The organism is Gemmatimonadales bacterium, assembly GCA_041390145.1.
Taxonomy (GTDB): Bacteria; Gemmatimonadota; Gemmatimonadetes; order Gemmatimonadales; family GWC2-71-9; genus SPDF01.
The window spans coordinates 85,664-105,320 of sequence record JAWKQM010000002.1 but is presented as its reverse complement, the minus strand read 5'-3'; the positions used below and the strand labels follow the sequence as shown (position 1 = coordinate 105,320).

Genomic DNA, 19,657 nt, shown 5'->3' with positions numbered 1-19,657 from the left:
CAAGGGTCCCGGGCGGGCGCATTGCCAAACCTGCGGGGAAGGACGGATATTTGAGGAATGCTCCTTTCTCTCTTGCTGCTGACCGCTGCCGCGCCCGCCGTCCAGGACTCCGCTCACCTGGTCATCGTTGCCACGACGGACGTCCATGGCCGGGCGACCGGCTGGGACTACGTGAACGACCGGCCGTGGGGTGGCGGACTGGTGCGGGCCGCCCGCCCGATCGATTCGCTCCGTGCGGCGTATCCGGATCAGGTGATCCTGGTCGACGCGGGAGACCTCCTGCAGGGAAACCCCTTCGCGGCCTACTTCGCCACGGTGGCTCCCCGGGACCCGAACCCGATCGTCGATGTGATGAACCAGCTCGGGTACGACGTCACGACCCCGGGCAATCACGACTTCAACTTCGGCGTCGAGCCGCTGCGCGAAATGCTCCGGCGCGCCTCTTTCCGGGTGGTCAGCGCCAACATCGTGACCGAGCCGTCGGGCGACCCGATGTTCAGCCGGCAGACAGTGCTGCTCCGACAGGGTGTCCGCGTCGGGGTCACCGGGTTCACCACTCCCGGCGTGATGATCTGGGACCGGAACAACGTGCGCGGGCAGGTCCGGGTTGAACGCATCGGTTCAACCGCCCCCGGAGAGCTGGGGAGGCTCCGGCAGGAGGCCGACTTCGTCATTACCCTGGTCCACAGCGGGATGGACGGCGCGAGTTCCTATGACTCCCTCGGCGTCGGACCCGAGAACGTGGCGGCATCGCTCGCCGGCGGGGCGGTGCGCCCCGACCTGGTGGTCGTGGGGCACTCCCATCGCCAGATGCGCGACTCCGTTCTGAACGGCGTCCACTTCATCCAGCCGAAGCCGTACGCGCAGACGCTGGCCGTCGCTCATGTGGATCTCGTCCGTGAGGACGGCAAGTGGCGCGTGTCGCGCATCCGCGGCGAGCAGATCGATCTGGCAGGCATCGAGCCGCCTCCCGGCCGCTTCCGGCGGGTGGCGGAGGCGCAGGATGAAGTGCGGATCTGGGCCTCCACGCCGCTGGCCGTCGGGACCGCGGCGATGCCCGGCCGGGATGGACGAGTCGAGGCGGTCCCGCTGACCACCTGGATCAATGAGGTGCAGCGCCGCCAGGCCGGGACCGACCTGGCATCCACCGCCGTGTTCGATCCCCGCGCCGGCCTGCCCGCCGGGGAGATCCGTCTCGCCGACGTGGCCGGCGTCTACCCCTACGAGAACACGCTGCGGGGCATCCGGATTACCGGGGCACAGCTGGCGGCATACCTGGAACAGAGCGCGCAATACTACACGGTGGACTCCACCGGCAAGGTCGGCACCGACCCCACGATTCCGGGCTATAACTTCGATGTCGTCACGGGTGCGGACTATGAGCTGGATCTCTCGCAGCCGGCGGGAAGCCGGGTGCGGGGTCTGCGGGTCAAGGGTCGAGACGTGGTTCCCTCGGCGACCTACACCTTGGCGTTGAACAGCTACCGCCAGGAAGGCGGGGGCGGGTTTGAGGCCCTTCGCGGGGCGCCGCTTGTCTACGACCAGACCGAGAGTGTCCGCGAGCTGCTGGTGGCCGACCTCCGGCGGCGGGGCCAGATCGATCCAGTGGAGTTTGGGGCGCACAACTGGCGAATCACTCCGCCGGCGGCGCTGACCTCAGCCCGGTTGCTGACCAGGCCTCCGGCGCGCGACACGCTGCAGCTGCGCATCCTGACCATCAACGACTTCCACGGCGCGCTCGAACCGAGGGTCTACAGCTGGTCCGACGGCCGGCTGGTTGGCGGCGCCGCCGCGGTCGACGCCACGATGGACTCGCTCGCGGCGCGATGCAACTGCACGACGCTGCGGCTGGACGGCGGGGACGAGATGCAGGGCACGCTGCCCTCCAACATGACCTATGGCAGGACGACCATCGAGGCGTTCGACCTGATGGGCATCCAGGCGGCGGCCGTCGGGAATCATGACTTCGACTGGTCGGCGGACACCCTCCGCGCCCGCATGCGGGAGTCGGACTATCCCTGGGTTGCGGCCAACATCTTCGACTCCCTGACCGGAAAGCGCCCCGACTGGATTACGCCGTGGCGGATGGTCCGGGCCGGGAACTACCAGGTGGCGGTGGTGGGCTTCATCACCAGCGAGACGAAGGAGATTGTCGCCCCGCAGAACATTGCCGGCCTGACGTTCGGCTCGGGGTACGCCTCCATCAAGGATGTTGTCGAGGAAGCGCGCAGCGCCAATCCGGACTTCCTGGTGCTGCTCGCGCACTCCGGTGGGCGGTGTGACTCCCTGGCGTGCGCCGGCGAGATCTTCGACATGGCACAATCGCTCCCGCCCGGTACCATCGACCTCATCGTCTCGGGGCACAGCCACACGCTCATCGACGCGGAGCGCAACGGTGTGCCGATTGTGCAGGCCCGGAACAATGGGACCGCCATCGGGGTCGTGGACATCATTCGTACCGTCGATGGTGCGCGCAAGATCGACGTGAATGTCCAGACGGTCTGGGTGGATCAGGTCACCCCGGACTCGGCGATCGGGGCGCTGGTCGCCCGCTCGGTCCAGCTGACCGACAGCCTCTCGAAGCGGATCATCACCGACATCGCCCTGCCACTCCCGCGCACCGGCAAGCAGTATCCGCTTGGCAATCTGATGGCGGATGCCTTCCGCAATGTCCTGCGTGCGGACGTCGCCCTCGTCAACAATGGTGGCATCCGCGCCGACGTCGCCGCCGGCCCCCTCACGTTCGGGCAGCTGTTCACGGTGATGCCGTTCCAGAATCAGGCGGTGACCGTCACGATCACCGGCCGCCAACTCCGCGAAATGGCGGAGGCCTCGATTACGGCATCGGGCCCCGACGCCCACGTGTCCGGGATTCGCGTCACCTATGACTCGACGCGTCCAGCGGGCCAGCGGGTGCGGGATCTGCGCCTGGCCAACGGCAAGAAGCCAAAGGACAAGGACCACTACACCCTCGCGGTCAATTCCTTCCTGGCGGCCGGCCAGGGCGGGTACACCATGCTGCGCGGAGCGCCACAGGTGAACGCGGGCATGAGCGACATCGAGGTGATGGAGCTCTACCTCCGCCGCCTGCCGCGGCCCGTCCGGCCCCCTGAGGATGCCCGGTTCATTCCCTCCCGATGAACGACACCATTCCGGTATTCGTCAACGGGCGTCGCGTCATGCTCCCCAGAGGGGGCACCGCCGCCATGGCCGCTGCACAGGATGACCCCGCACGTGCCTCGCCACCCGATAAGGCGGGCGTGGCCATCACCGACGCCCGTGGGTTGCCGGTGTCGCCGGAGACCGTGCTCGTCAGCGGCGCGATCCTCCGGGTCGCGGTGAGCGCCCGGCGCGCCGGTGGAGCCGATGCTGACACCTGAGATCATTCGCCGGCTGCCCAAGGCCGAGCTGCATGTCCACCTCGACGGCTCGCTGCGTCCCACGACGATGGTCGAGCTCGCCGCGACGGCGGGGGTCGAGCTTCCGACGCGGGATCCCGACCAGTTGCGCCGCTACATGCTCGTGGACGACGCGGGCGACCTCGAGGACTACCTGCGGCGGTTCGATGTCACCATTGCCCTGCTGCAGACGCCCGAGGCGCTCGAGCGCGTCGCGTACGAGATGGTCGAGGATGCGGCGGCCGACAACCTCCGGCTTCTCGAGGTCCGCTACTGCCCCGAACTCAGCACGCGGAATGGACTCTCGCTCGACGAGGTGATCGCGGCAGAGTGGCGCGGGCTCTCGCGGGGAGCGCGAGATTTCGGGGTGCGGGTCGGCATCATCAACTGTTCGCTCCGTCATTACGATCCGGAGACGTCGCTGCGTATCGCCGACCGATCGGTGGCCAACCGCGCGCACGGAGTGATCGGGTTTGATCTGGCTGGTGGGGAGGCGGGCCGTCTCCCCGGGGTGCATCGCGCCGCCTTCGACGCCGCGCTGGTGGGGGGGCTTGGGATCACGGTGCACGCCGGCGAGGCGGCCGGGGCCGAGTCGGTGGCCGAGGCGATCTGGGTCTGCCACGCCAATCGGCTGGGACACGGAACCAGGCTCGCCGAGGATCCGGCGTTGCAGGACTATGTGCGCGACCGCCGCATCCTGATCGAGACCAACCTCAGCAGCAACTTGCAGACCCGCGCCGTGCCGAGGATCGCGGACCACCCGGTTCGGCGGTATTTCGATGCCGGCCTCAACGTGACGCTCTGTACCGACAGCTGGCTGATGAGTGGGACGTCGTTGTCACGCGAATACTGGCTGGCCCACACCGAGCTTGGCTTCTCCCGCGCGGAGATTGATCGGATGATCCTGAACGCCTGCACCTCCTCCTTTCTGCCCTGGCCGGACCGGCAAGCACTGCTCGCCGAAGTCGGCGCCGAGCTCGAGGCAATCCGGTGAGCGCGCTGCTGCTGGTGCAGAGCGCGGCGGAGCGGTTGGGTGCCGCACAAGCCGGGCTGGACACGCCGCTGGCCAGCCGGTTGATGGGCCTGGTGGGGATCGCCACGATGATCGGGCTGGCGGTGCTGCTGTCCTACGACCGGAAGAAGATCGACTGGCGGCTGGTGGCCAGCGGGCTGGCCCTGCAGGCATCGTTCGGGTTCCTGGTCCTCAAGACGAGCACCGGGAAGATGGTGTTCAACTTCGCCGGCCGGGCCATTACCGGGCTGCTTGGGTTCCAGGAACAGGGCGCCCGGTTCGTCTTTGGGAACCTCGTGCAGTCGACGGTACCGGTCGGCCTGCCCGGACCCGGCGGCAGCCTGGATGCCACGGCAGGCTTCGTGGCCAATACCGGGGCCTTCTTCGCGTTCAATGTCCTGCCGACGATCATCTTCTTTTCGTCGCTGATGTCCGTGCTCTATTACCTCGGCATCATGCAGGTGGTGGTCAAGGGCATTGCATGGGTCATGCAGAAAACGCTGGGCACGTCGGGTGCGGAAACGCTCTCCGCGGCCGGCAATATTTTCCTCGGACAGACCGAGGCCCCGCTGCTCATCAAGCCGTTCGTGAAGACGTTCACCACCTCCGAGCTCAACACCGTCATGGTGGGTGGCTTTGCGACGGTCGCTGGCGGCGTGCTGGCCGCGTACGTCGGGATGCTGCAGGGGACCTTCCCGAACATCGCGGCGCACCTGCTCGCCGCGAGTGTCATGAACGCCCCGGCCGGCCTCATCCTTTCCAAGATCATCCGCCCGGAGATTGGCGAGCCACTCACCAAGGGCACGCTCAAGATGGAGATCGAGCGGACCGAGTCGAACGTGATCGATGCGGCGGCCGGTGGCGCCGCCCAGGGCGTGCAGCTGGCCATCAACGTCGCCGCGATGCTCATGGCGTTCGTCGCGCTGGTGGCGATGCTCAATTTCGGGCTGCAGTGGTTCGGGTCGTCCGTCCTGCACCTCACCGGAACGCCGCTCAGCCTCCAGTACCTGCTGGGGCAGCTGCTGCGGCCCCTCACCTGGGTCATGGGCGTCCCTTGGGCCGACAGCACCTATGTCGGCGGACTGATCGGGATCAAGACGTCGCTGAACGAGTTCGTCGCCTACGCCCAGTTTGCCAGCGACCTCGGCAGCGGCATTGTGCTTGCGCCGAGGAGCGCCGTCATCACCACCTACGCGCTGCTCGGCTTCGCCAACTTCTCGTCGATCGCCATACAGATCGGCGGCATCGGCGGCCTGGCCCCGGAGCGCCGGGGGGAACTTGCCAAGCTGGGGCTCCGTGCCATGATCGCGGGCAACCTGGCCGCGTTCATGTCGGCGGCGCTGGCCGGGATGCTGGTCTGATGGCCGCCGCGCTGGCCGCCACGGTCGCGGCGGTCCGAGATCGGCTCGGAAACCGCGCGCCGGAGGTTGCGGTCGTGCTCGGGTCCGGGCTCGGTGGCTTGGCGGATCGGCTGACCGATGCGGTGCGTATTCCCTACGTCGAAATTCCAGGCTTCCACGTGCCGACGGTGCAGGGCCACTCGGGTGAACTGGTGGTGGGCACGCTCGCCGGTCGTTCGGTCATTGCGCAGAGTGGCCGGTTTCATCTGTATGAGGGCCACGCCGCCGATGTGGCGGCGCTGCCGGCGCGCCTCGTGGCCGAGCTTGGTGTCACGACGTTCATGGTGACGAACGCGGCAGGGGGGGTGAGGGCCACCTTTCAGCCGGGGACGCTCATGCTGATCACTGATCATCTGAACCTGACCGGCCAGAATCCGTTGACCGGACCGGTGCTGGCAGGAGAGCAGCGGTTTCCCGACATGTCCGCCGCCTACGACCCGGCCCTCCGCGCAATTGCGCTCGACGTGGCGCGCGAACAGGGAACGCCGCTCGAGCAGGGGGTCTACGCCGCGCTGTCAGGGCCGAGCTACGAGACGCCGGCCGAGATCCGGATGCTGCGGACCCTCGGCGCCGACGCCGTCGGGATGAGCACGGTGCCGGAGGTGATTGTGGCGAACGCCCGGGGCATGCGCTGCCTCGGAATCTCCACTGTCACCAACGCGGCCGCCGGCGTGTCGGACGCCAAGCTCAGCCATGCGGAGGTCATGGAGACTGCGGCACAGGTTGGGCAGCGGCTGGGCGACTTGATCGAGGGGATTGTGGCGCGGCTCTAGACGCGGTGGTTCAGCGGTCCGTGGCCGCCGCCGAGGCCCGGAGCGGCCAGCAGCGCACGCTGGACATAGTCGATGCCGTCGGACACCGCCGCCTCCAGCGGCCGTCCGAGCGCCAGTCCGGCCGTGATGGCGGCGGAGAGGGTGCAGCCGGTGCCATGGGTGGAGGTGGTTTCGATGCGCGGATGCTCGAAGCGTCGGGTGCCGGCCGGGGTCACCAGCAGGTCCAGCAGCGTCGTCGACGTCAGGTGGCCGCCTTTGACGAGTACCGCCTCGGCGCCAAAGCTGAGAATCCGACGCCCGGCCCGCTCCATTGAGGGCACGTCCTCCACGCGCATCTCAGCGAGGATGGCCGCTTCCTCCAGGTTCGGTGTGACCACGGTCGCGAGGGGCACCAGCGATTCGCGAACGACCGCCTCGGCTTCGACATCGAGCAGTCGGTCCCCCGACGTGGCCACCATGACCGGATCGACGACGAGCCGGGACCAGCCGTAGCCGCGAATCGCGTCCGCCACCTGCCGGACCAGTGCGGGGCTCGCGAGCATGCCGGTCTTGAGGGCGGCGGGAGGAAGGTCTTCCGCGAGGGCGGCCAGTTGCTGACCGACCATGTCCGCCGGGATGGCGTGCACAGAACGCACGCCGCGAGTATTCTGCGCGGTCAGCGCGACAATGACCGAGGTGCCGTACACGCCAAACTGGTGGAAGGTCTTGAGGTCGGCCTGGATGCCGGCCCCGCCTCCCGAGTCGGATCCGGCGATGGTCAACGCGATCTGCATCAATTACCCGTCAGGAGTGTGGCCGTGGCCGGTGTCGAGACCTTGATTCGTGATCTTCGCCTCCGCCGCGGCCGCGAGCGCCGTGGACTGGCACTGGCGGAGGGGGTCCGGCTGGTCGAGGAGGCGCTCGGCGCGCGGGTCGTGCTCCGGCACGCCGCGGTGTCACCTGCGCTGGAAACTACTCCACGGGGGGCGGCCCTCAAAACCGCGCTGGCGGCCGCCGGGGTGCCGCTGGTGGAGATGGACGACCGCGCCCTCGCCGAGCTCGCTGACACGGAACACCCGCAGGGCGTCATTGCCGTCTTCGAGCCGCCGACGTGGAGTCTCGACCGCCTGACGCCGGGTGCGGGCGACGTGGTGGTGGTCCTCGACGGCGTGCAGGATCCCGGGAATGTCGGCGCCATCGCGCGGACGGCCCTCGGGCTGGGCGCCAGCGGGATGATTGCCTTGAAAGGCACCGCGGAGCTGACCAACCCGAAGGTGGTGCGCGGGGCGATGGGGGCGCTCTTCCGGTTGCCGGCCGTCTCCGCCACCGACGGCGAGTGCTTCGCCTGGGCCAAGCGTGTCGGCGCGGCGCTCTGGGTAACGGACAGCAGCGGTGAACGCCCGGGCGGTCAGCGGTTGACGGCGCCCGTGGCCCTGGTCCTCGGCAACGAGGGCGCCGGCATCCGTCCGGAGGTCGAGCGGGAAGCAAGTCGTCGGCTGGCCATCCCCCTCGCGGGGGGCGTGGAGTCCCTGAACGTGGCGGTGGCGGCGGGAATCCTCCTCTACGAGGTGCGGCGTGACGCTTGAAATGCTGGTGACGATCATCGCCGGGATCTTCGGCCTCATGGTCGGGAGCTTCCTGAACGTCTGCATCACCCGCTGGCCCGCGGAGCTTTCGGTCATCCGGCCGCGCTCCCGGTGCCCGCGCTGCGAGAAGCCCATCGCCTGGTACGACAACATTCCGGTCGTTTCCTGGCTGCTGCTCCGCGGCAAGTGCCGGGGCTGCGGACTGCCGATTTCGCCGATGTATCCCGGCGTGGAACTGCTGACCGCCGGCATCTGGGCGGCAATGGCGTGGGCCTACCCCCTCGAGATCGAAGGGCTCCGGGGCGCGCTCTTCTTCACGATCCTCCTTGGCATCGCGCTGACAGATGCGCGCGAGTACATCATCCCCGACGAGTTCACCTGGGGTGGGTTGGTCATCGGGCTCCTCTTTGGCTTGGTGGGCGGTATCTCGACGCTCCTCCCCGCCTTGATCGGTGCCGCCACCGGCTTCGGCCTCCTCTGGCTGATCGGCTTCGCGGGCCAGCTGATCCTGAAGGAAGAGGCCATGGGAGGTGGCGACGTGAAGATGATGGCCATGGTCGGCGCCTTCGTCGGCTGGCAGGGCGTCCTGCTGACCATCTTCCTCGGCGCACTGCTTGGCACCCTCATCTTCCTCCCCTTGAGCCTGCTCGGCCGGAAGAAACTCGTTCCGTTCGGCGTGTTCCTCTCTCTCGGCGCCGTCGCCACCTGGATCGCCGGCCCCGCCATCATCGCATGGTATACCGCCTACATCGGGTTGTAGTCTCGGTGCTCCTCGGCACGGCGGCCCTCACCGCCTGCCGGGGAGAGGCGCCGGGCGGTTCGGGCGACGCGGTCGGCCGGCTGGTCGACAGCCTCAGCCCGGTCGTTGAACAGACTGTCGGCCTCCCCTTCAAGGCGCCCCCACGCTACGCGGTCCGTTCGCGCGCGCAGGTGGCCACCTACCTTTCCACCAAGCTCAACGAGGAGCTCCCTCCCGAGCGCCTGACCGCCATGCACGACGTCTACCGCCTCCTCGGGCAGGTGCCGGACAGCCTCGACATTCGACGCCTGCTGACCGCGCTGTATGAGGAACAGGTGGCGGGATTCTTCGACCCCGACTCGGGCACGCTGTTCGTGTACGAAGGGAGCGACGTGAAGTCGGCCCAGTTCAAGTTTGTCCTGGCCCATGAACTGGTCCACGCCCTCCAGTACGACTACCTCGCCCTCGATTCAATCATGAACCAGCGTCGCGATTCCGACCGACTGGCCGCCGCGCAGGCGATGCTCGAGGGGCAGGCGACGCTCGCGTCGATGAAGATGATGGCGCCGGGGCAGGACTTCCTGAACGATGACGCGATCTGGGAGACCTTCCGCGAGCAGCTCATCAGTGCCCGCGGCTCGATGCAGGTGTTTGCGGAAACGCCACGGGTGCTGCAGGAGGGATTGATCTTTCCGTACCTCGAAGGGGCGGAGTTCGTCCGCTGGTACGAGCGCAATGACGCGGGCGCCGGCCAGCCGTATGGAGACGCGATCCCCGTCTCCACCGAACAGGTCCTCCACCCGCAACGGTATGCGGCGCGTGACATGCCGGTCGAGGTGCCACTGGACACGGTCGGGGCGGCGCCGGGAGAATCGGATGTGATGGGGGAGATGGGTATTGCGACGCTGTCCGCCGATCTGGCCGGCGCCGAGGTGGTCAGCACCACCGTTCCGATTGGCTGGGCCGGGGATCGCTATCGCTTGTACCAGAGCCCGGAGGGGCCCGCCCTCGTCTGGCTCATCGCCTGGGACGACCAGCGCGCCGCCGATCGATTCCTCGCTGGCAGCGGGTCTCGGCTCCGGGCACGGGTTCGTGCCGGGTATCGCACCACAGTGGATGCGATGGATGTCGCTGGCCATCCCGGGACGCGGGTGGTCATTGCCCCGGTCGCGTGGGCCGGCTGGAACTCCCTCCCCTAGTTCAGCCGCAGCCGCGCCCCCGCGCGCTGCCGTTCGCGCTCGACATCGGCGAGCGCACGCGAGGACATCGCCGCGATTTCCATGACACGGGCCAGGAAGGCGAGGCCCAGGGTCAACTCCTCGTCCGTCAGCCTGCGAGCCGCCGCGGTGGCGTGTCGTGGCCCCTTCCCCACTGCCTCGGCCAGCCCGTCGGCCACCTGTGCCGCCTTCTCGATGTCTGCTTCCAGCTCCCGTGGCTCCGGCATCAGTCCCATGCGCCCCTCCGGCGTGATGAGTCGGGAGGCACCGCGCCCCCGCTGCCTCACGGTAGGGGGAGCGGGCCATGCCGCGTCATCCTCCGGACGCGCCCGGTACCGGAAGCGGACTACCGCAGCGCCTGGTTGATTCCAAAGGCGATCAAGCCCACCAACGCGCCGAGGACATAGCCGAGCCGGACGATGAGGGTGAGTTCGCGCTGTGTCACGTTGCGGATGATTTCCTCCATCCGCTGTGTCGAGAACCCGAGCACCTTCTGTTCCACCATTTCCTGCACTTTGAACTGGGCGACGACGCGGGGCACCTGCCGCTCGGTCCAGCCCCATGCCGCGTTCAGGATGCTGGTCCGCGCCCGTGCGGTCGCCTCCGGACCGAGCCAGACCGAGGGCCGCCCGAGGGGACGACGCAAGAGCGCACGGAGCGCACCGCGCGCCGTGTTGGCAACCCACCGTCTGCCGTCCGGCCCCCCGGCCGCCTCGGCGACGAATCGCGCCACCCGCGCTGGCGGCACCGCGCCGAGCAGATCGTTCCAGGTGCGGCGCTGGGTGGTGTCGAGGAGGCGCCCCACCGCACGGCGCGCCACCGTTCGCGTGGTGTCGTCGCGCGCGACCTTTACCAGCCAGTCGCCAAGCGTGCCGGCCAGCGCGGCCTGCTTCTCGGCGCCCATCCCTGCCAGGCGATCGCGAAGCGGGATGCGCCAGAAGCTCTCGAGACCGTCATTCACGGCCCGCGTCAGTTGCCCGCGCATTTCGGGGGTGGAGAGGGATTCGGCAAAGCGCTCGAACCCCTCGCGCTCGAGGCCGTCGAGGAGTCGGGTGAACGTCTGGTCGGTTACGACGAGTTTGGCCAGCAGGCGCTCGTGCAGGAGCAGGTCGCGCACGGCACGGTCGAACGCGGTGCGGAGCGCCAGGTGGATCTTCCCCTTCGAGTCAGGGTTGGCGAGCACCGCGCCGATGCGCTCGATCGCCACCGGGAGGTAATCGCTGATCGACGCCTCGAGCGTCCCGACCAGTCCAGGCGGCAACCGGTCGATCAGCGGTTGATCGTCTTTCCCCAGCCGCTCCAGCTGCACGTCGACAAAATGCCGGAGGGCGCCTTCGAGATCCTCGCCTTCCGTGAACTGGCGCAGCCAGCCGTCCACTCGTTCCTCGAACGCCTCCCGGCGGTCGGTGGTGAGCAATTCCCCGATCGGACGATCTCCGTATTCGACCCTCCAGTGGGTCATCCAGCGCTCGGCCTGCGCCTCGAACGCGGGGCTGGCCATGTAAACCGCCAGATCGTCCGCCACCCGGTCCCCGATCTGGTCGATCCATCGATCGAGATCACTCGCCATCGAGGCGGGGATCAGGTCGATCAGCGGCCCCCGTTCCTGTTCCAGGAGCTCGTCGAGAAACCCGCTCAGCGCGCCGTCAAAGGCCGCCCGGACTTCGGGGGCGGAGAGTCGCTGCGAGAGATCGGCGGGCGTGAGGAGCTTTTCGCCGACCGTCTTGCCGATGCTCTTGGCCAGCCGCGCCTTGTTCTTGGGGATTGCGCCGTGAAACCGCAACGGCCAGCGGCCGCGCTGCTCGTAGGGGTGAAAGAGCATCCAGATGGCGACCGCATTGGTGAGCCCGCCGGAGATGGCGCCTACGGCGACGGTCAGCAGGCCTGCGAGGAGGTCTTGGGAGTCCATCCCGGAGTATAGGGGGGCCCCCGGTCAGTCCGGCAGGGTGCCATCCGGGTGAATTCAGGCTTCGGATTTGCAGGAGATTCGGCCTCCCGGCCCCCGGCTTCCCGTCATAAATGGATGCCAGAGGCGGGTTTACCGTGCTGAATCCCGAATCGAAGGCCCCTGAATGCTCTCGAACACACGACCAGATGACGACCGCTGAGGTCGTAGAGGCCACCCCGGATCGCTGGACCCGGCGAAGCGGATTTCCGCCCGTCGGGCCGGTGGCGTTCCTGACGGCCGTCTACGGCCTCGCGTATCTGTTCTGGGAGCGGTCCGGTCTCGGCAGCACCGCACTCCGCGACCTGGTTGGCAACGCCGGCTTCATGCCGCTCAACCTGACCCTGGCCGCCCTCTGCTTCCTGGCCGCAACGCGCAAGGTCCTGGACCCCGGCGTGCGCCGCGCGCTGCGACTCATGGGCGTTGGCTCGCTGGCGGTACTCGTCGGCAACAGCATTTCGGTGTACTACGTTTTGGTGCGAGGTGAGAGCCCCGCCGTGAGCTGGGCCGACCTCTTCTATCTCTCCGACAGCCTGCTGCTCCTCACCGCCTTGCTTGCCTTCCCGCTGACGCGCCGCATTCATCTCGAGTGGTGGAAGTTTGTGCTCGATGCCACGATGGTGCTGGTGGGCGGCGGCGTGATGATCTGGTATTTCACGGTCCGTCCGGGCGCGCCGGGGCTCGTGGCCGGCATCGGTGCAACCGTCATCACCTACGCCTTCCCCCTCGCCAGCCTCCTGGTGCTGCTCGGCATCACCTCGGTGCTGCTACGCGGCCCGATCGACCGCAATCGCTGGGCGTTCGGCCTGCTGGTCGGCGGTGTGCTCCTGAGCGTCATTGCCGACCTCACCTTCGGTTTGATCCAGGTGCAGACCGGCGAACGCGGCGCGACGGTCGTCGACGCGGTGTACCTGATGGTGTACCTCCTCATGATCGCGAGCATGGAGCTCTACTTTCGGCGCCCGGTTCCGCGGACCTCAGGCACCGAGGAGTACCAGCCCCGGTCGCAGCCACTGAGCCCGCTGCCGTACCTCGCCGTCGGGATCACCTTCGGGCTCCTCTTGTTCGAGGCGTTCAAGCCCGATCGGGAACCGGTCACCCAGCTGGCGGTCGGCGCCCTGGTCATCACCGGCTTGGTCGTCGTGCGACAACTGCTGGCGGTCCGGCAGAACGTCCGCTTGCTGGCCGAGACGGCCGCGCGACACAACGAAGCGCGATTCCGCTCCCTGGTGCAGCATTCCTCCGACGTCATTCTCGTGGTGGATTCGGCGGGGACCATCCAGTACGTCAGCCCCTCGGCGGTCCGCGTGTTGCGCTACGACCCCGCGCGATTGCTCGGGCTGCCGGTCCAGTCGCTGCTCGTCGTCGACGACCGGGAGCGCGCGGACCAATTCCTTCGGGAAGCCAGCCGGACCTCCAGCCTGCCGGCGCCGATAGAGTGGGGATTCCGCCAGCCGGATGGCTCGGCGCTGCACACCGAGACGATCGCGACCAACCTGATCGACGACCCGACGGTGCTCGGCATCGTGCTGAACATCCGGGACGTGAGCGAACGCCAGCGCCTGCGCGATGAGCTCATGCACCAGGCGTTCCACGATTCCCTCACCGGGTTGGCCAACCGGGCGCTGTTCCGCGACCGGGTCAGCCATGCGCTGGCCATTGCGCGCCGGCAGGGTCGCGAGGTCACCGTCCTGTACCTTGACCTGGATGATTTCAAGAAGGTCAACGACAGTCTCGGCCACGCCGAGGGCGACCAGCTCCTGCGGCTCGCCGCCGATCGGTTCCTGACCTGTGCCCGCAGCACCGATACCGTGGCACGCCTCGGCGGCGACGAATTCGGCATCCTCATCGAGGACGTACAGGGCAACGACGGCACGGCGGTCCTGGTGGACCGACTGGTCAGCACGATGCAGGCGCCCTTCCATCTGGGGCACAACGAGGTGCATGTGTCGCTCAGCTTCGGCATCGCCACGGCGGTGGGCGATGAGAGCGCCGACGACCTGATGCGCAACTCCGACCTCGCGATGTACACCGCCAAGCGGCAGGGGAAGGGCCGATTCGCTACCTACGAGTCAAAGATGGTGGCCGATTCCCGCCACCGGCTCGAAATGGAGGCGGCGTTGCGGGGGGCGATCGAGCGCGAGGAGCTTGTCCTCCACTATCAGCCCATCATGCACCTGCGGACCGGGGAGATCTTCGGGTTCGAGGCGCTGGTGCGATGGAATCACCCCAAGTACGGCCACCTGCTGCCGAGCCATTTCGTCCCCCTGGCGGAGGAAACCGGCCTGATCGTCCGCCTCGGCGCTTGGGTGCTTCGCTTAGCGTGCCACCAGATCCATCGGTGGCGGGAAGCCTACCCCGGGGCAGACTGGGTGATGAGCGTCAACCTCTCGGGACGGCAGCTCCAGGAACCCGACCTGGTCTACGAGACGCGCCGGGCGCTGGGTGTGACGGGTGTCGAGCCCTCGGCGCTTGTGCTTGAGATCACCGAGAGTGTCCTGATGCAGCAGGCCGATTCAGCCCAGCAGCAGCTCCGGGGGCTCAAGGGCCTTGGGGTCGGGCTGGCCATCGACGACTTCGGCACCGGGTACTCCTCGCTCGGTTACCTGCAGCGGTTTCCGATCGATATCCTGAAGATTGCCAAGCCGTTCATCGACGACGTCGGGGCGGGGCTGGAGAAATCAGCGCTTGCCCGCGCCATCATCGGGCTGGGCGACACACTGAAGCTGCGGACGATCGCCGAAGGCGTGGAGGTCGCCGAGCAGCGCGAAGTCCTCGTGGCGCTGGGTTGCGAACTGGGACAGGGGCACTTTTTCGCGAAGGCGATGCCGGTCGAGCAGATCGAAGAGATGCTACTCGAGGTTTGGCAGGGAGGCCGGGCGGCAGGGAGGCAGAAGAAGCGGACTGCACAGACTCGCTGAGATGCATCGATCCCCGCTGCGCAAACAGGGTGATGAGGCCCGCAATTGGCCTTCCGATATTCCCGCATGCCCTCCTCAGGTGTTGCAACGGCAAACGGTAAGCGGTTTGAGGCGCTGAAAGCGTGGCAGGCAGCCCATGCCCTGGCACTGGCGATTTACCGCGCAACCAGTCGCTGGCCACCGGAGGAGCGGTATGGACTGAGTTCGCAGGTGCGGAGAGCGGCGGTCTCGGTCAGCGCTAACATTGCCGAGGGCTCCGCGAAGCGTGGCAACCGGGAGTTCAGGCGGTTCCTGGACATCGCGATCGGTTCGCTGGCTGAGGTTCAGGTGTATCTTCTTATGGCCAAAGAGCTTGGGTATTCCACCCAGGCAGAGTGGGGTGAGCTCGAAGCCCTCCGCGATCACGCCGGAATGCTCACCTGGGGCCTGTATCGTTCGATCGGGGCTCGCGAAACGCCGAAATAGCTAGCTTGCCCTGCCTCCCTGCCTCCCTGCCTCCCTGCCTCCCTGCCTCCCTGCCTCCCCATTGCCTCAACCCCTTAATCCGCTTACGTTTCAGGGCTTATGTTCGACGAGCTTTCCTCCAAACTGTCCGACACGCTCCGCCGATTGGCGGGCCGTGGCGTACTGACAGAGGATGCTGTCAAGGAAGGGCTCCGCGAGGTCCGGCGGGTGCTGCTTGAGGCCGACGTCAGTTTCGACCTCACGCGCGAATTTCTCGAGCGGGTGCAGGCGCGCGCGATTGGCGCGGAGGCGCTCAAGTCGGTGCGCCCCGGTCAGCAGGTCGTCAAGATCGTCTATGACGAGCTGGTGGCGTTGCTCGGCGAGAAGCAGGCGCCGATCGCCTTTGCCTCCGTGCCGCCGACGGTCATCCTGATCGTTGGGTTGCAGGGATCCGGCAAGACGACGACTGCCGGCAAGCTGGCGAAGCGCCTGAAACTGGAACAGAAGGCGCCGTTCCTGGTGGCAGCCGATGTCTACCGTCCGGCCGCGGTCGATCAGCTGGTGACGGTGGCGGGGCAGGCGGGTGTGGGGGTGCATGCGGAGCCCGGTGTCACCGACGTGGTGGGCATCGTGCGGCGCGGGATCGAGGCGGCGGGCAAGGCCCGGGCGCGGACGGTCCTGGTCGACACCGCGGGCCGGTTGCAGATCGACAGCGAAATGATGGAGGAGCTGTCGCGGCTCAAGGCCGCGATCAAGCCCCATGAAATTCTGCTCGTGGCCGACGGCATGACCGGACAGGACGCGGTCCGGATCGCCGGCGGATTCCACGAGGCGCTGGGGATCACCGGGGTGATCCTCACCAAGATGGACGGCGACGCCCGGGGTGGCGCGGCCCTCTCCATCTACGGAGTGACCAGGGCGCCGATCAAGTACATCGGCGTCGGCGAGAAGCTCGACGCGCTCGAGCCGTTCATCCCCGAGCGGATGGCGGGCCGGATCCTCCAGCAGGGCGACGTCCTGAGCCTGGTGGAAAAGGCGCAATCCTCGCTGGACGAGGAGGAGTCGAGCCGGCTCGCGAAGAAGGCGGTGTCGAAGCGCGGCATGGACCTGCAGGATTTCCTGTCGGCCATGCGCCAGATGCAGAAGCTTGGACCGCTGAAGAATGTGCTGGGCATGCTGCCGGGCGTGAACGCCCAGATGCTCAAGCAGGCCAACGTGGGCGAGGACCGGCTGAAGCATGTGGAGGCCATCGTCCTCTCGATGACCCTGAAGGAACGGCAGAACCCCGACCTCCTCAACGGATCGCGGCGGAGCCGGATCGCGCGGGGGAGTGGCCGGACGGTACAGGAAGTCAATCAGTTGATGGCGCAGTTCAAGCAGATGCAGAAGTACATGAAGTCGGCAGGTAAACCCGGCGCTCGCATGCCCTTTGGGCGCGGGTTTCCCGGCTGAGCACGTAACCCAAGGGATCGATACATGGCAACTCGCATTCGTCTCCGCCGGGTCGGGCGGAAGAAGCTCCCGATCTACCGCATCGTGGTCGCCGAGAAGACGGCGCCGCGCGACGGCCGCTTCATCGACGTCATCGGCACCTATGCGCCGAAGGCCAAGGTGGAGGCGGACCAGATCACCGTTGACACCGAGAAGGCGCGCGCCTGGCTCGACAAGGGCGCCACGGCGTCCGAAACGGTGAGCTCGCTCCTGCGGAAGGCCGGGCTCTTCAAGACGCCGACGGCCTGATGACCGAAGGCGCCCGCCACATGGTGGTCGGGCGGTTTCGCAGGCCGCACGGACTGAAGGGGGAGTGTACGGTCTTTCCGCTGACCGACGATCCGGCACGGGTCTTCGCGGCAGGGCAGACACTCTGGGCGGTTGACCTGGCCGGTGCGGTGATCCGGAGTCCGCTGACGGTCGAACGCGGCCGGGCGTACCACCGCGAGTGGCTGGTCAAGTTTGCAGGCATCGAGGAGCGCGCCGGGCTGGAACCGTTCCGGGACGGCTTCCTCGCGGTGCCGGCGGCCGAGGCGACGCCGCTGGAAGAAGGGGAAGTCTACCTCCACGAGCTCGACGGCTTTGCCGTGCGGCTGGAGGACGACACCCCGGTCGGGCTGGTCACCGGGTACTATGAAACGGCGGCCGGGCTGGTCATCGAAGTGCAGGGCCCCAAGCGGGAGTTCCTGCTGCCGTATCGGAAGGAGTTCGTGAAGCACGTGGACCGCGCCGGCCGACGGCTGGTGGTGGCTCCGCCGGAGGGTTTGCTCGATGGCTGAGCCGCTCCGCATCAACGTGGTCACGCTCTTTCCGGAAGTGTTTGCGCCCTGGCTCGACGCCTCGATCATCGGGCGGGCGCGCACCGATGGGCGGGTCGAGTTTCGGACGGTACAGCTCCGGGACTTCACCCACGATCGGCACCACACCGTGGACGACTATGCCTTCGGTGGCGGGGCCGGGATGGTGCTCAAGCCGGAGCCGTTCTTTGAGGCGGTGGAGTCGCTTGGCCCGCTTCGCGGACCGGTGGTGCTCCTGTCGGCGCGAGGGAGGCGGTTCGCCCACACGGACGCCGTCCGATGGTCGCTGGCGCCCGAGCTGACGCTGCTCTGCGGGCACTACAAGGACGTCGATCAGCGCGTGGCCGATCACCTGGCCACCGATGAGGTGTCGCTCGGCGACTTCGTGCTGACGGGTGGCGAGCCGGCGGCCCTCTGCGTCCTGGACGCGGTGGTGCGGCTGCTCCCCGGCGCCCTGGGAGACCACGAGTCGGCCAGCACCGATTCACATTACGACGGGCTGTTGAGCCCGCCGAGCTACACCCGGCCTCCGGAATACAGGGGGTTGGCAGTCCCGGAGGTCTTGCGCTCCGGCGACCACGCGAAAATCGCCGCGTGGCGGAAGGAACAGGCGGACACACTGACTCGCGAGCGCCGGCCCGATCTGTGGCAGGCGCACCTCGCGTCGGACGACTAGCGGCAACACGCCGAACGGGGCCCAACGGGCCGCCACTCAGGAGAATGACGATGGAACGGATGGATGCGTTGACGCGCGGGACCCCGCGCACTGATCTCCCCGCGTTCGACGCCGGGGACACCGTACGGGTCATGGTGCGCGTCCGCGAGGGCGACAAGGAGCGGCTGCAGGCGTTCGAGGGGGTCGTGATTTCCCGGCGCGGCGGCGGCGCCCACGAAAACTTCACGGTGCGCAAGGTGTCGGCAGGCGTCGGCGTGGAGCGGATCTTCCCGGTCCAGAGCCCGATCATCGCCTCGATCCACCTCGTGCGACGGGGTCGGGTCCGCCGGGCCAAGCTGTACTATCTCCGTGCGCTGAGCGGCAAGGCCGCGCGCATTCGGGAGAAGCGCGAGGACTGATCGCGTGGCGGCCCGTCGTCCCACGTTAGACCGCGAATCGGCGGTCTGGGCCGACGGGCAGGTGCTGGTTGGAGTCGATGAAGCAGGCCGCGGTCCCCTGGCTGGTCCAGTGGTGGCCGCGGCCGTCGTATTTCCGGTGGGTTCGTCCGTGGTCGTCGGGGTGCGTGACAGCAAGACCCTCTCAGCCGCTCGGCGGGAGGCGCTTGCACTGCAGATCCGGGATGCCGCACTCGCCGTCGGCGTCGGTGGGGCCTCGGTCCGCGAGATCGATCACCTGAACATCCGCGTCGCGACCGCGCTCGCCATGCGCCGCGCGATTCTCAAGGTCCTGCCCCGCTGCCCCGCTGCCCCGCTGCCCCGCCTGCTCATCGACGGTCTTCGCATGCCAGAAATCGGGCTTGCACACGACGCTCTTGTCGACGGTGACGCCGATTGCCACACCATCGCCGCCGCCGGGATCATTGCCAAGACGGTGCGGGATCGCCTGATGCGCCGGCTGGCCTCTCGGCACGAGGGATACGGCTGGGACCGGAACAGCGGATATGGGAGTGCGGAGCACGTGGCGGCGATCGAGCGCCTGGGCCCCACCGACCATCACCGGCGGAGTTTTCGACCGGTAAGCGCCATGGGCCTCCCTACTTGGCCTTCCAGAACGCCCAGCCCCGATGGGCCACATCCTCCGGCACGTCACTGAGCTGGGGGCGGATGGGCGCTTGCCCCCGATGTTGTGGGGCGAACCTGCGCCAGAAACCAACGGAGGCAAGGACTTGAATCCAGCCCCGTCGGGTGCAAGGTTTCCGGCGGTTTGGGGGCGTAGCTCAACTGGCTAGAGCAACGGGCTTTTAACCCGTAGGTTCTGGGTTCGATCCCCAGCGCCCTCA

At 67.8% G+C, this 19,657-nt stretch carries 19 protein-coding genes and 1 tRNA gene; 17 read left to right on the top strand and 3 right to left on the bottom strand.

Annotation, left to right across the window (positions count from 1 at the left end; all coding sequences use genetic code 11):
* Nucleotides 1-57 precede the first annotated feature (57 nt).
* The 5 genes from R2910_00505 to R2910_00485 are packed head-to-tail and all read left to right on the top strand — an operon-like array spanning nt 58 to nt 6,583.
* Nucleotides 58-3,141, top strand: coding sequence for a 5'-nucleotidase C-terminal domain-containing protein (locus R2910_00505; GenBank protein ID MEZ4411447.1), 3,084 nt, complete (start codon nt 58-60; stop codon nt 3,139-3,141).
* The gene (locus R2910_00500) at nt 3,138-3,380 is read left to right on the top strand and encodes a hypothetical protein (GenBank protein ID MEZ4411446.1); all 243 of its coding nucleotides are present in this window, start codon (nt 3,138-3,140) and stop codon (nt 3,378-3,380) included. The genes R2910_00505 and R2910_00500 overlap by 4 nt, the downstream gene beginning before the upstream one ends.
* Nucleotides 3,367-4,392, top strand: a complete 1,026-nt coding sequence (gene add / locus R2910_00495) for an adenosine deaminase (protein ID MEZ4411445.1) — start codon at nt 3,367-3,369, stop codon at nt 4,390-4,392. The genes R2910_00500 and add overlap by 14 nt, the downstream gene beginning before the upstream one ends.
* Complete coding sequence (locus R2910_00490; GenBank protein MEZ4411444.1) at nt 4,389-5,771, top strand: nucleoside transporter C-terminal domain-containing protein; 1,383 nt, start codon at nt 4,389-4,391, stop codon at nt 5,769-5,771. The genes add and R2910_00490 overlap by 4 nt, the downstream gene beginning before the upstream one ends.
* Nucleotides 5,771-6,583 carry a purine-nucleoside phosphorylase gene (locus tag R2910_00485; protein ID MEZ4411443.1) on the top strand — a complete coding sequence of 271 codons (813 nt, stop codon included), beginning with the start codon at nt 5,771-5,773 and terminating at the stop codon, nt 6,581-6,583. The genes R2910_00490 and R2910_00485 overlap by 1 nt, the downstream gene beginning before the upstream one ends.
* On the opposite strand, the gene thiD is transcribed toward R2910_00485, so the two are convergent.
* Nucleotides 6,580-7,356 carry a bifunctional hydroxymethylpyrimidine kinase/phosphomethylpyrimidine kinase gene (gene thiD, locus R2910_00480; protein MEZ4411442.1) on the bottom strand — a complete coding sequence of 259 codons (777 nt, stop codon included), beginning with the start codon at nt 7,354-7,356 and terminating at the stop codon, nt 6,580-6,582. The genes R2910_00485 and thiD overlap by 4 nt on opposite strands.
* 24 nt (nt 7,357-7,380) lie before the next feature.
* On the opposite strand from thiD, the gene R2910_00475 reads away from it, so the two are divergent.
* Genes R2910_00475 through R2910_00465 form a run of 3 tightly spaced genes read left to right on the top strand, consistent with a single transcriptional unit; the run spans nt 7,381 to nt 10,086 of the window.
* On the top strand, nt 7,381-8,148 hold the full coding sequence (locus R2910_00475) for an RNA methyltransferase (GenBank protein ID MEZ4411441.1): 768 nt from the start codon (nt 7,381-7,383) through the stop codon (nt 8,146-8,148).
* Complete coding sequence (locus tag R2910_00470; GenBank protein ID MEZ4411440.1) at nt 8,138-8,908, top strand: prepilin peptidase; 771 nt, start codon at nt 8,138-8,140, stop codon at nt 8,906-8,908. The genes R2910_00475 and R2910_00470 overlap by 11 nt, the downstream gene beginning before the upstream one ends.
* A 5-nt stretch (nt 8,909-8,913) precedes the next feature.
* Nucleotides 8,914-10,086: a hypothetical protein gene (locus tag R2910_00465; GenBank protein ID MEZ4411439.1), complete on the top strand. Its 1,173-nt coding sequence runs from the start codon at nt 8,914-8,916 to the stop codon at nt 10,084-10,086.
* Here R2910_00465 and R2910_00460 read toward each other — a convergent pair.
* Together R2910_00460 and R2910_00455 are read right to left on the bottom strand one after the other, a co-directional pair.
* Complete coding sequence (locus R2910_00460; protein MEZ4411438.1) at nt 10,083-10,340, bottom strand: hypothetical protein; 258 nt, start codon at nt 10,338-10,340, stop codon at nt 10,083-10,085. The two genes, R2910_00465 and R2910_00460, sit on opposite strands and share 4 nt — an antisense overlap.
* 110 nt (nt 10,341-10,450) lie before the next feature.
* Entirely contained in the window at nt 10,451-12,013 is a 1,563-nt protein-coding gene (locus tag R2910_00455) for a DUF445 family protein (GenBank protein MEZ4411437.1), read from the bottom strand.
* Nucleotides 12,014-12,198: 185 nt separating this feature from the next.
* Between R2910_00455 and R2910_00450 the strand changes: the two genes are divergently transcribed.
* From R2910_00450 to R2910_00410, 9 genes are all read left to right on the top strand, one after another.
* The gene (locus R2910_00450) at nt 12,199-14,970 is read left to right on the top strand and encodes an EAL domain-containing protein (GenBank protein MEZ4411436.1); all 2,772 of its coding nucleotides are present in this window, start codon (nt 12,199-12,201) and stop codon (nt 14,968-14,970) included.
* Nucleotides 14,971-15,036: 66 nt separating this feature from the next.
* The gene (locus R2910_00445) at nt 15,037-15,435 is read left to right on the top strand and encodes a four helix bundle protein (protein ID MEZ4411435.1); all 399 of its coding nucleotides are present in this window, start codon (nt 15,037-15,039) and stop codon (nt 15,433-15,435) included.
* Nucleotides 15,436-15,534: 99 nt separating this feature from the next.
* Nucleotides 15,535-16,866, top strand: a complete 1,332-nt coding sequence (gene ffh, locus R2910_00440) for a signal recognition particle protein (GenBank protein ID MEZ4411434.1) — start codon at nt 15,535-15,537, stop codon at nt 16,864-16,866.
* 24 nt (nt 16,867-16,890) lie between these two features.
* Nucleotides 16,891-17,154, top strand: a complete 264-nt coding sequence (gene rpsP / locus R2910_00435) for a 30S ribosomal protein S16 (protein MEZ4411433.1) — start codon at nt 16,891-16,893, stop codon at nt 17,152-17,154.
* Nucleotides 17,154-17,684, top strand: coding sequence for a ribosome maturation factor RimM (rimM, locus tag R2910_00430; GenBank protein MEZ4411432.1), 531 nt, complete (start codon nt 17,154-17,156; stop codon nt 17,682-17,684). Before rpsP ends, rimM begins: the two co-directional genes overlap by 1 nt.
* Nucleotides 17,677-18,378: a tRNA (guanosine(37)-N1)-methyltransferase TrmD gene (gene trmD, locus R2910_00425; GenBank protein MEZ4411431.1), complete on the top strand. Its 702-nt coding sequence runs from the start codon at nt 17,677-17,679 to the stop codon at nt 18,376-18,378. Before rimM ends, trmD begins: the two co-directional genes overlap by 8 nt.
* A gap of 50 nt (nt 18,379-18,428) precedes the next feature.
* A complete protein-coding gene (rplS, locus tag R2910_00420) occupies nt 18,429-18,776 on the top strand; it encodes a 50S ribosomal protein L19 (GenBank protein ID MEZ4411430.1) in 348 nt (115 codons plus the stop codon).
* A 4-nt stretch (nt 18,777-18,780) separates the two neighbouring features.
* Nucleotides 18,781-19,470, top strand: a complete 690-nt coding sequence (locus R2910_00415; protein ID MEZ4411429.1) for a ribonuclease HII — start codon at nt 18,781-18,783, stop codon at nt 19,468-19,470.
* A gap of 113 nt (nt 19,471-19,583) precedes the next feature.
* A tRNA-Lys gene (locus tag R2910_00410) sits at nt 19,584-19,657 on the top strand.

Bases quoted from the DNA above. Each gene is read 5' to 3' on its own strand.
- R2910_00500 (MEZ4411446.1), top strand. From the start codon at position 3,138: ATGAACGACACCATTCCGGTATTCGTCAACGGGCGTCGCGTCATGCTC.
- R2910_00450 (MEZ4411436.1), top strand. From the start codon at position 12,199: ATGACGACCGCTGAGGTCGTAGAGGCCACCCCGGATCGCTGGACCCGG.
- R2910_00445 (MEZ4411435.1), top strand. From the start codon at position 15,037: ATGCCCTCCTCAGGTGTTGCAACGGCAAACGGTAAGCGGTTTGAGGCG.
- R2910_00455 (MEZ4411437.1), bottom strand. From the start codon at position 12,013: ATGGACTCCCAAGACCTCCTCGCAGGCCTGCTGACCGTCGCCGTAGGC.
- rplS (MEZ4411430.1), top strand. From the start codon at position 18,429: ATGGAACGGATGGATGCGTTGACGCGCGGGACCCCGCGCACTGATCTC.
- trmD (MEZ4411431.1), top strand. From the start codon at position 17,677: ATGGCTGAGCCGCTCCGCATCAACGTGGTCACGCTCTTTCCGGAAGTG.
- rimM (MEZ4411432.1), top strand. From the start codon at position 17,154: ATGACCGAAGGCGCCCGCCACATGGTGGTCGGGCGGTTTCGCAGGCCG.
- R2910_00485 (MEZ4411443.1), top strand. From the start codon at position 5,771: ATGGCCGCCGCGCTGGCCGCCACGGTCGCGGCGGTCCGAGATCGGCTC.
- add (MEZ4411445.1), top strand. From the start codon at position 3,367: ATGCTGACACCTGAGATCATTCGCCGGCTGCCCAAGGCCGAGCTGCAT.
- thiD (MEZ4411442.1), bottom strand. From the start codon at position 7,356: ATGCAGATCGCGTTGACCATCGCCGGATCCGACTCGGGAGGCGGGGCC.
- rpsP (MEZ4411433.1), top strand. From the start codon at position 16,891: ATGGCAACTCGCATTCGTCTCCGCCGGGTCGGGCGGAAGAAGCTCCCG.
- R2910_00460 (MEZ4411438.1), bottom strand. From the start codon at position 10,340: ATGGGACTGATGCCGGAGCCACGGGAGCTGGAAGCAGACATCGAGAAG.
- R2910_00505 (MEZ4411447.1), top strand. From the start codon at position 58: ATGCTCCTTTCTCTCTTGCTGCTGACCGCTGCCGCGCCCGCCGTCCAG.
- ffh (MEZ4411434.1), top strand. From the start codon at position 15,535: ATGTTCGACGAGCTTTCCTCCAAACTGTCCGACACGCTCCGCCGATTG.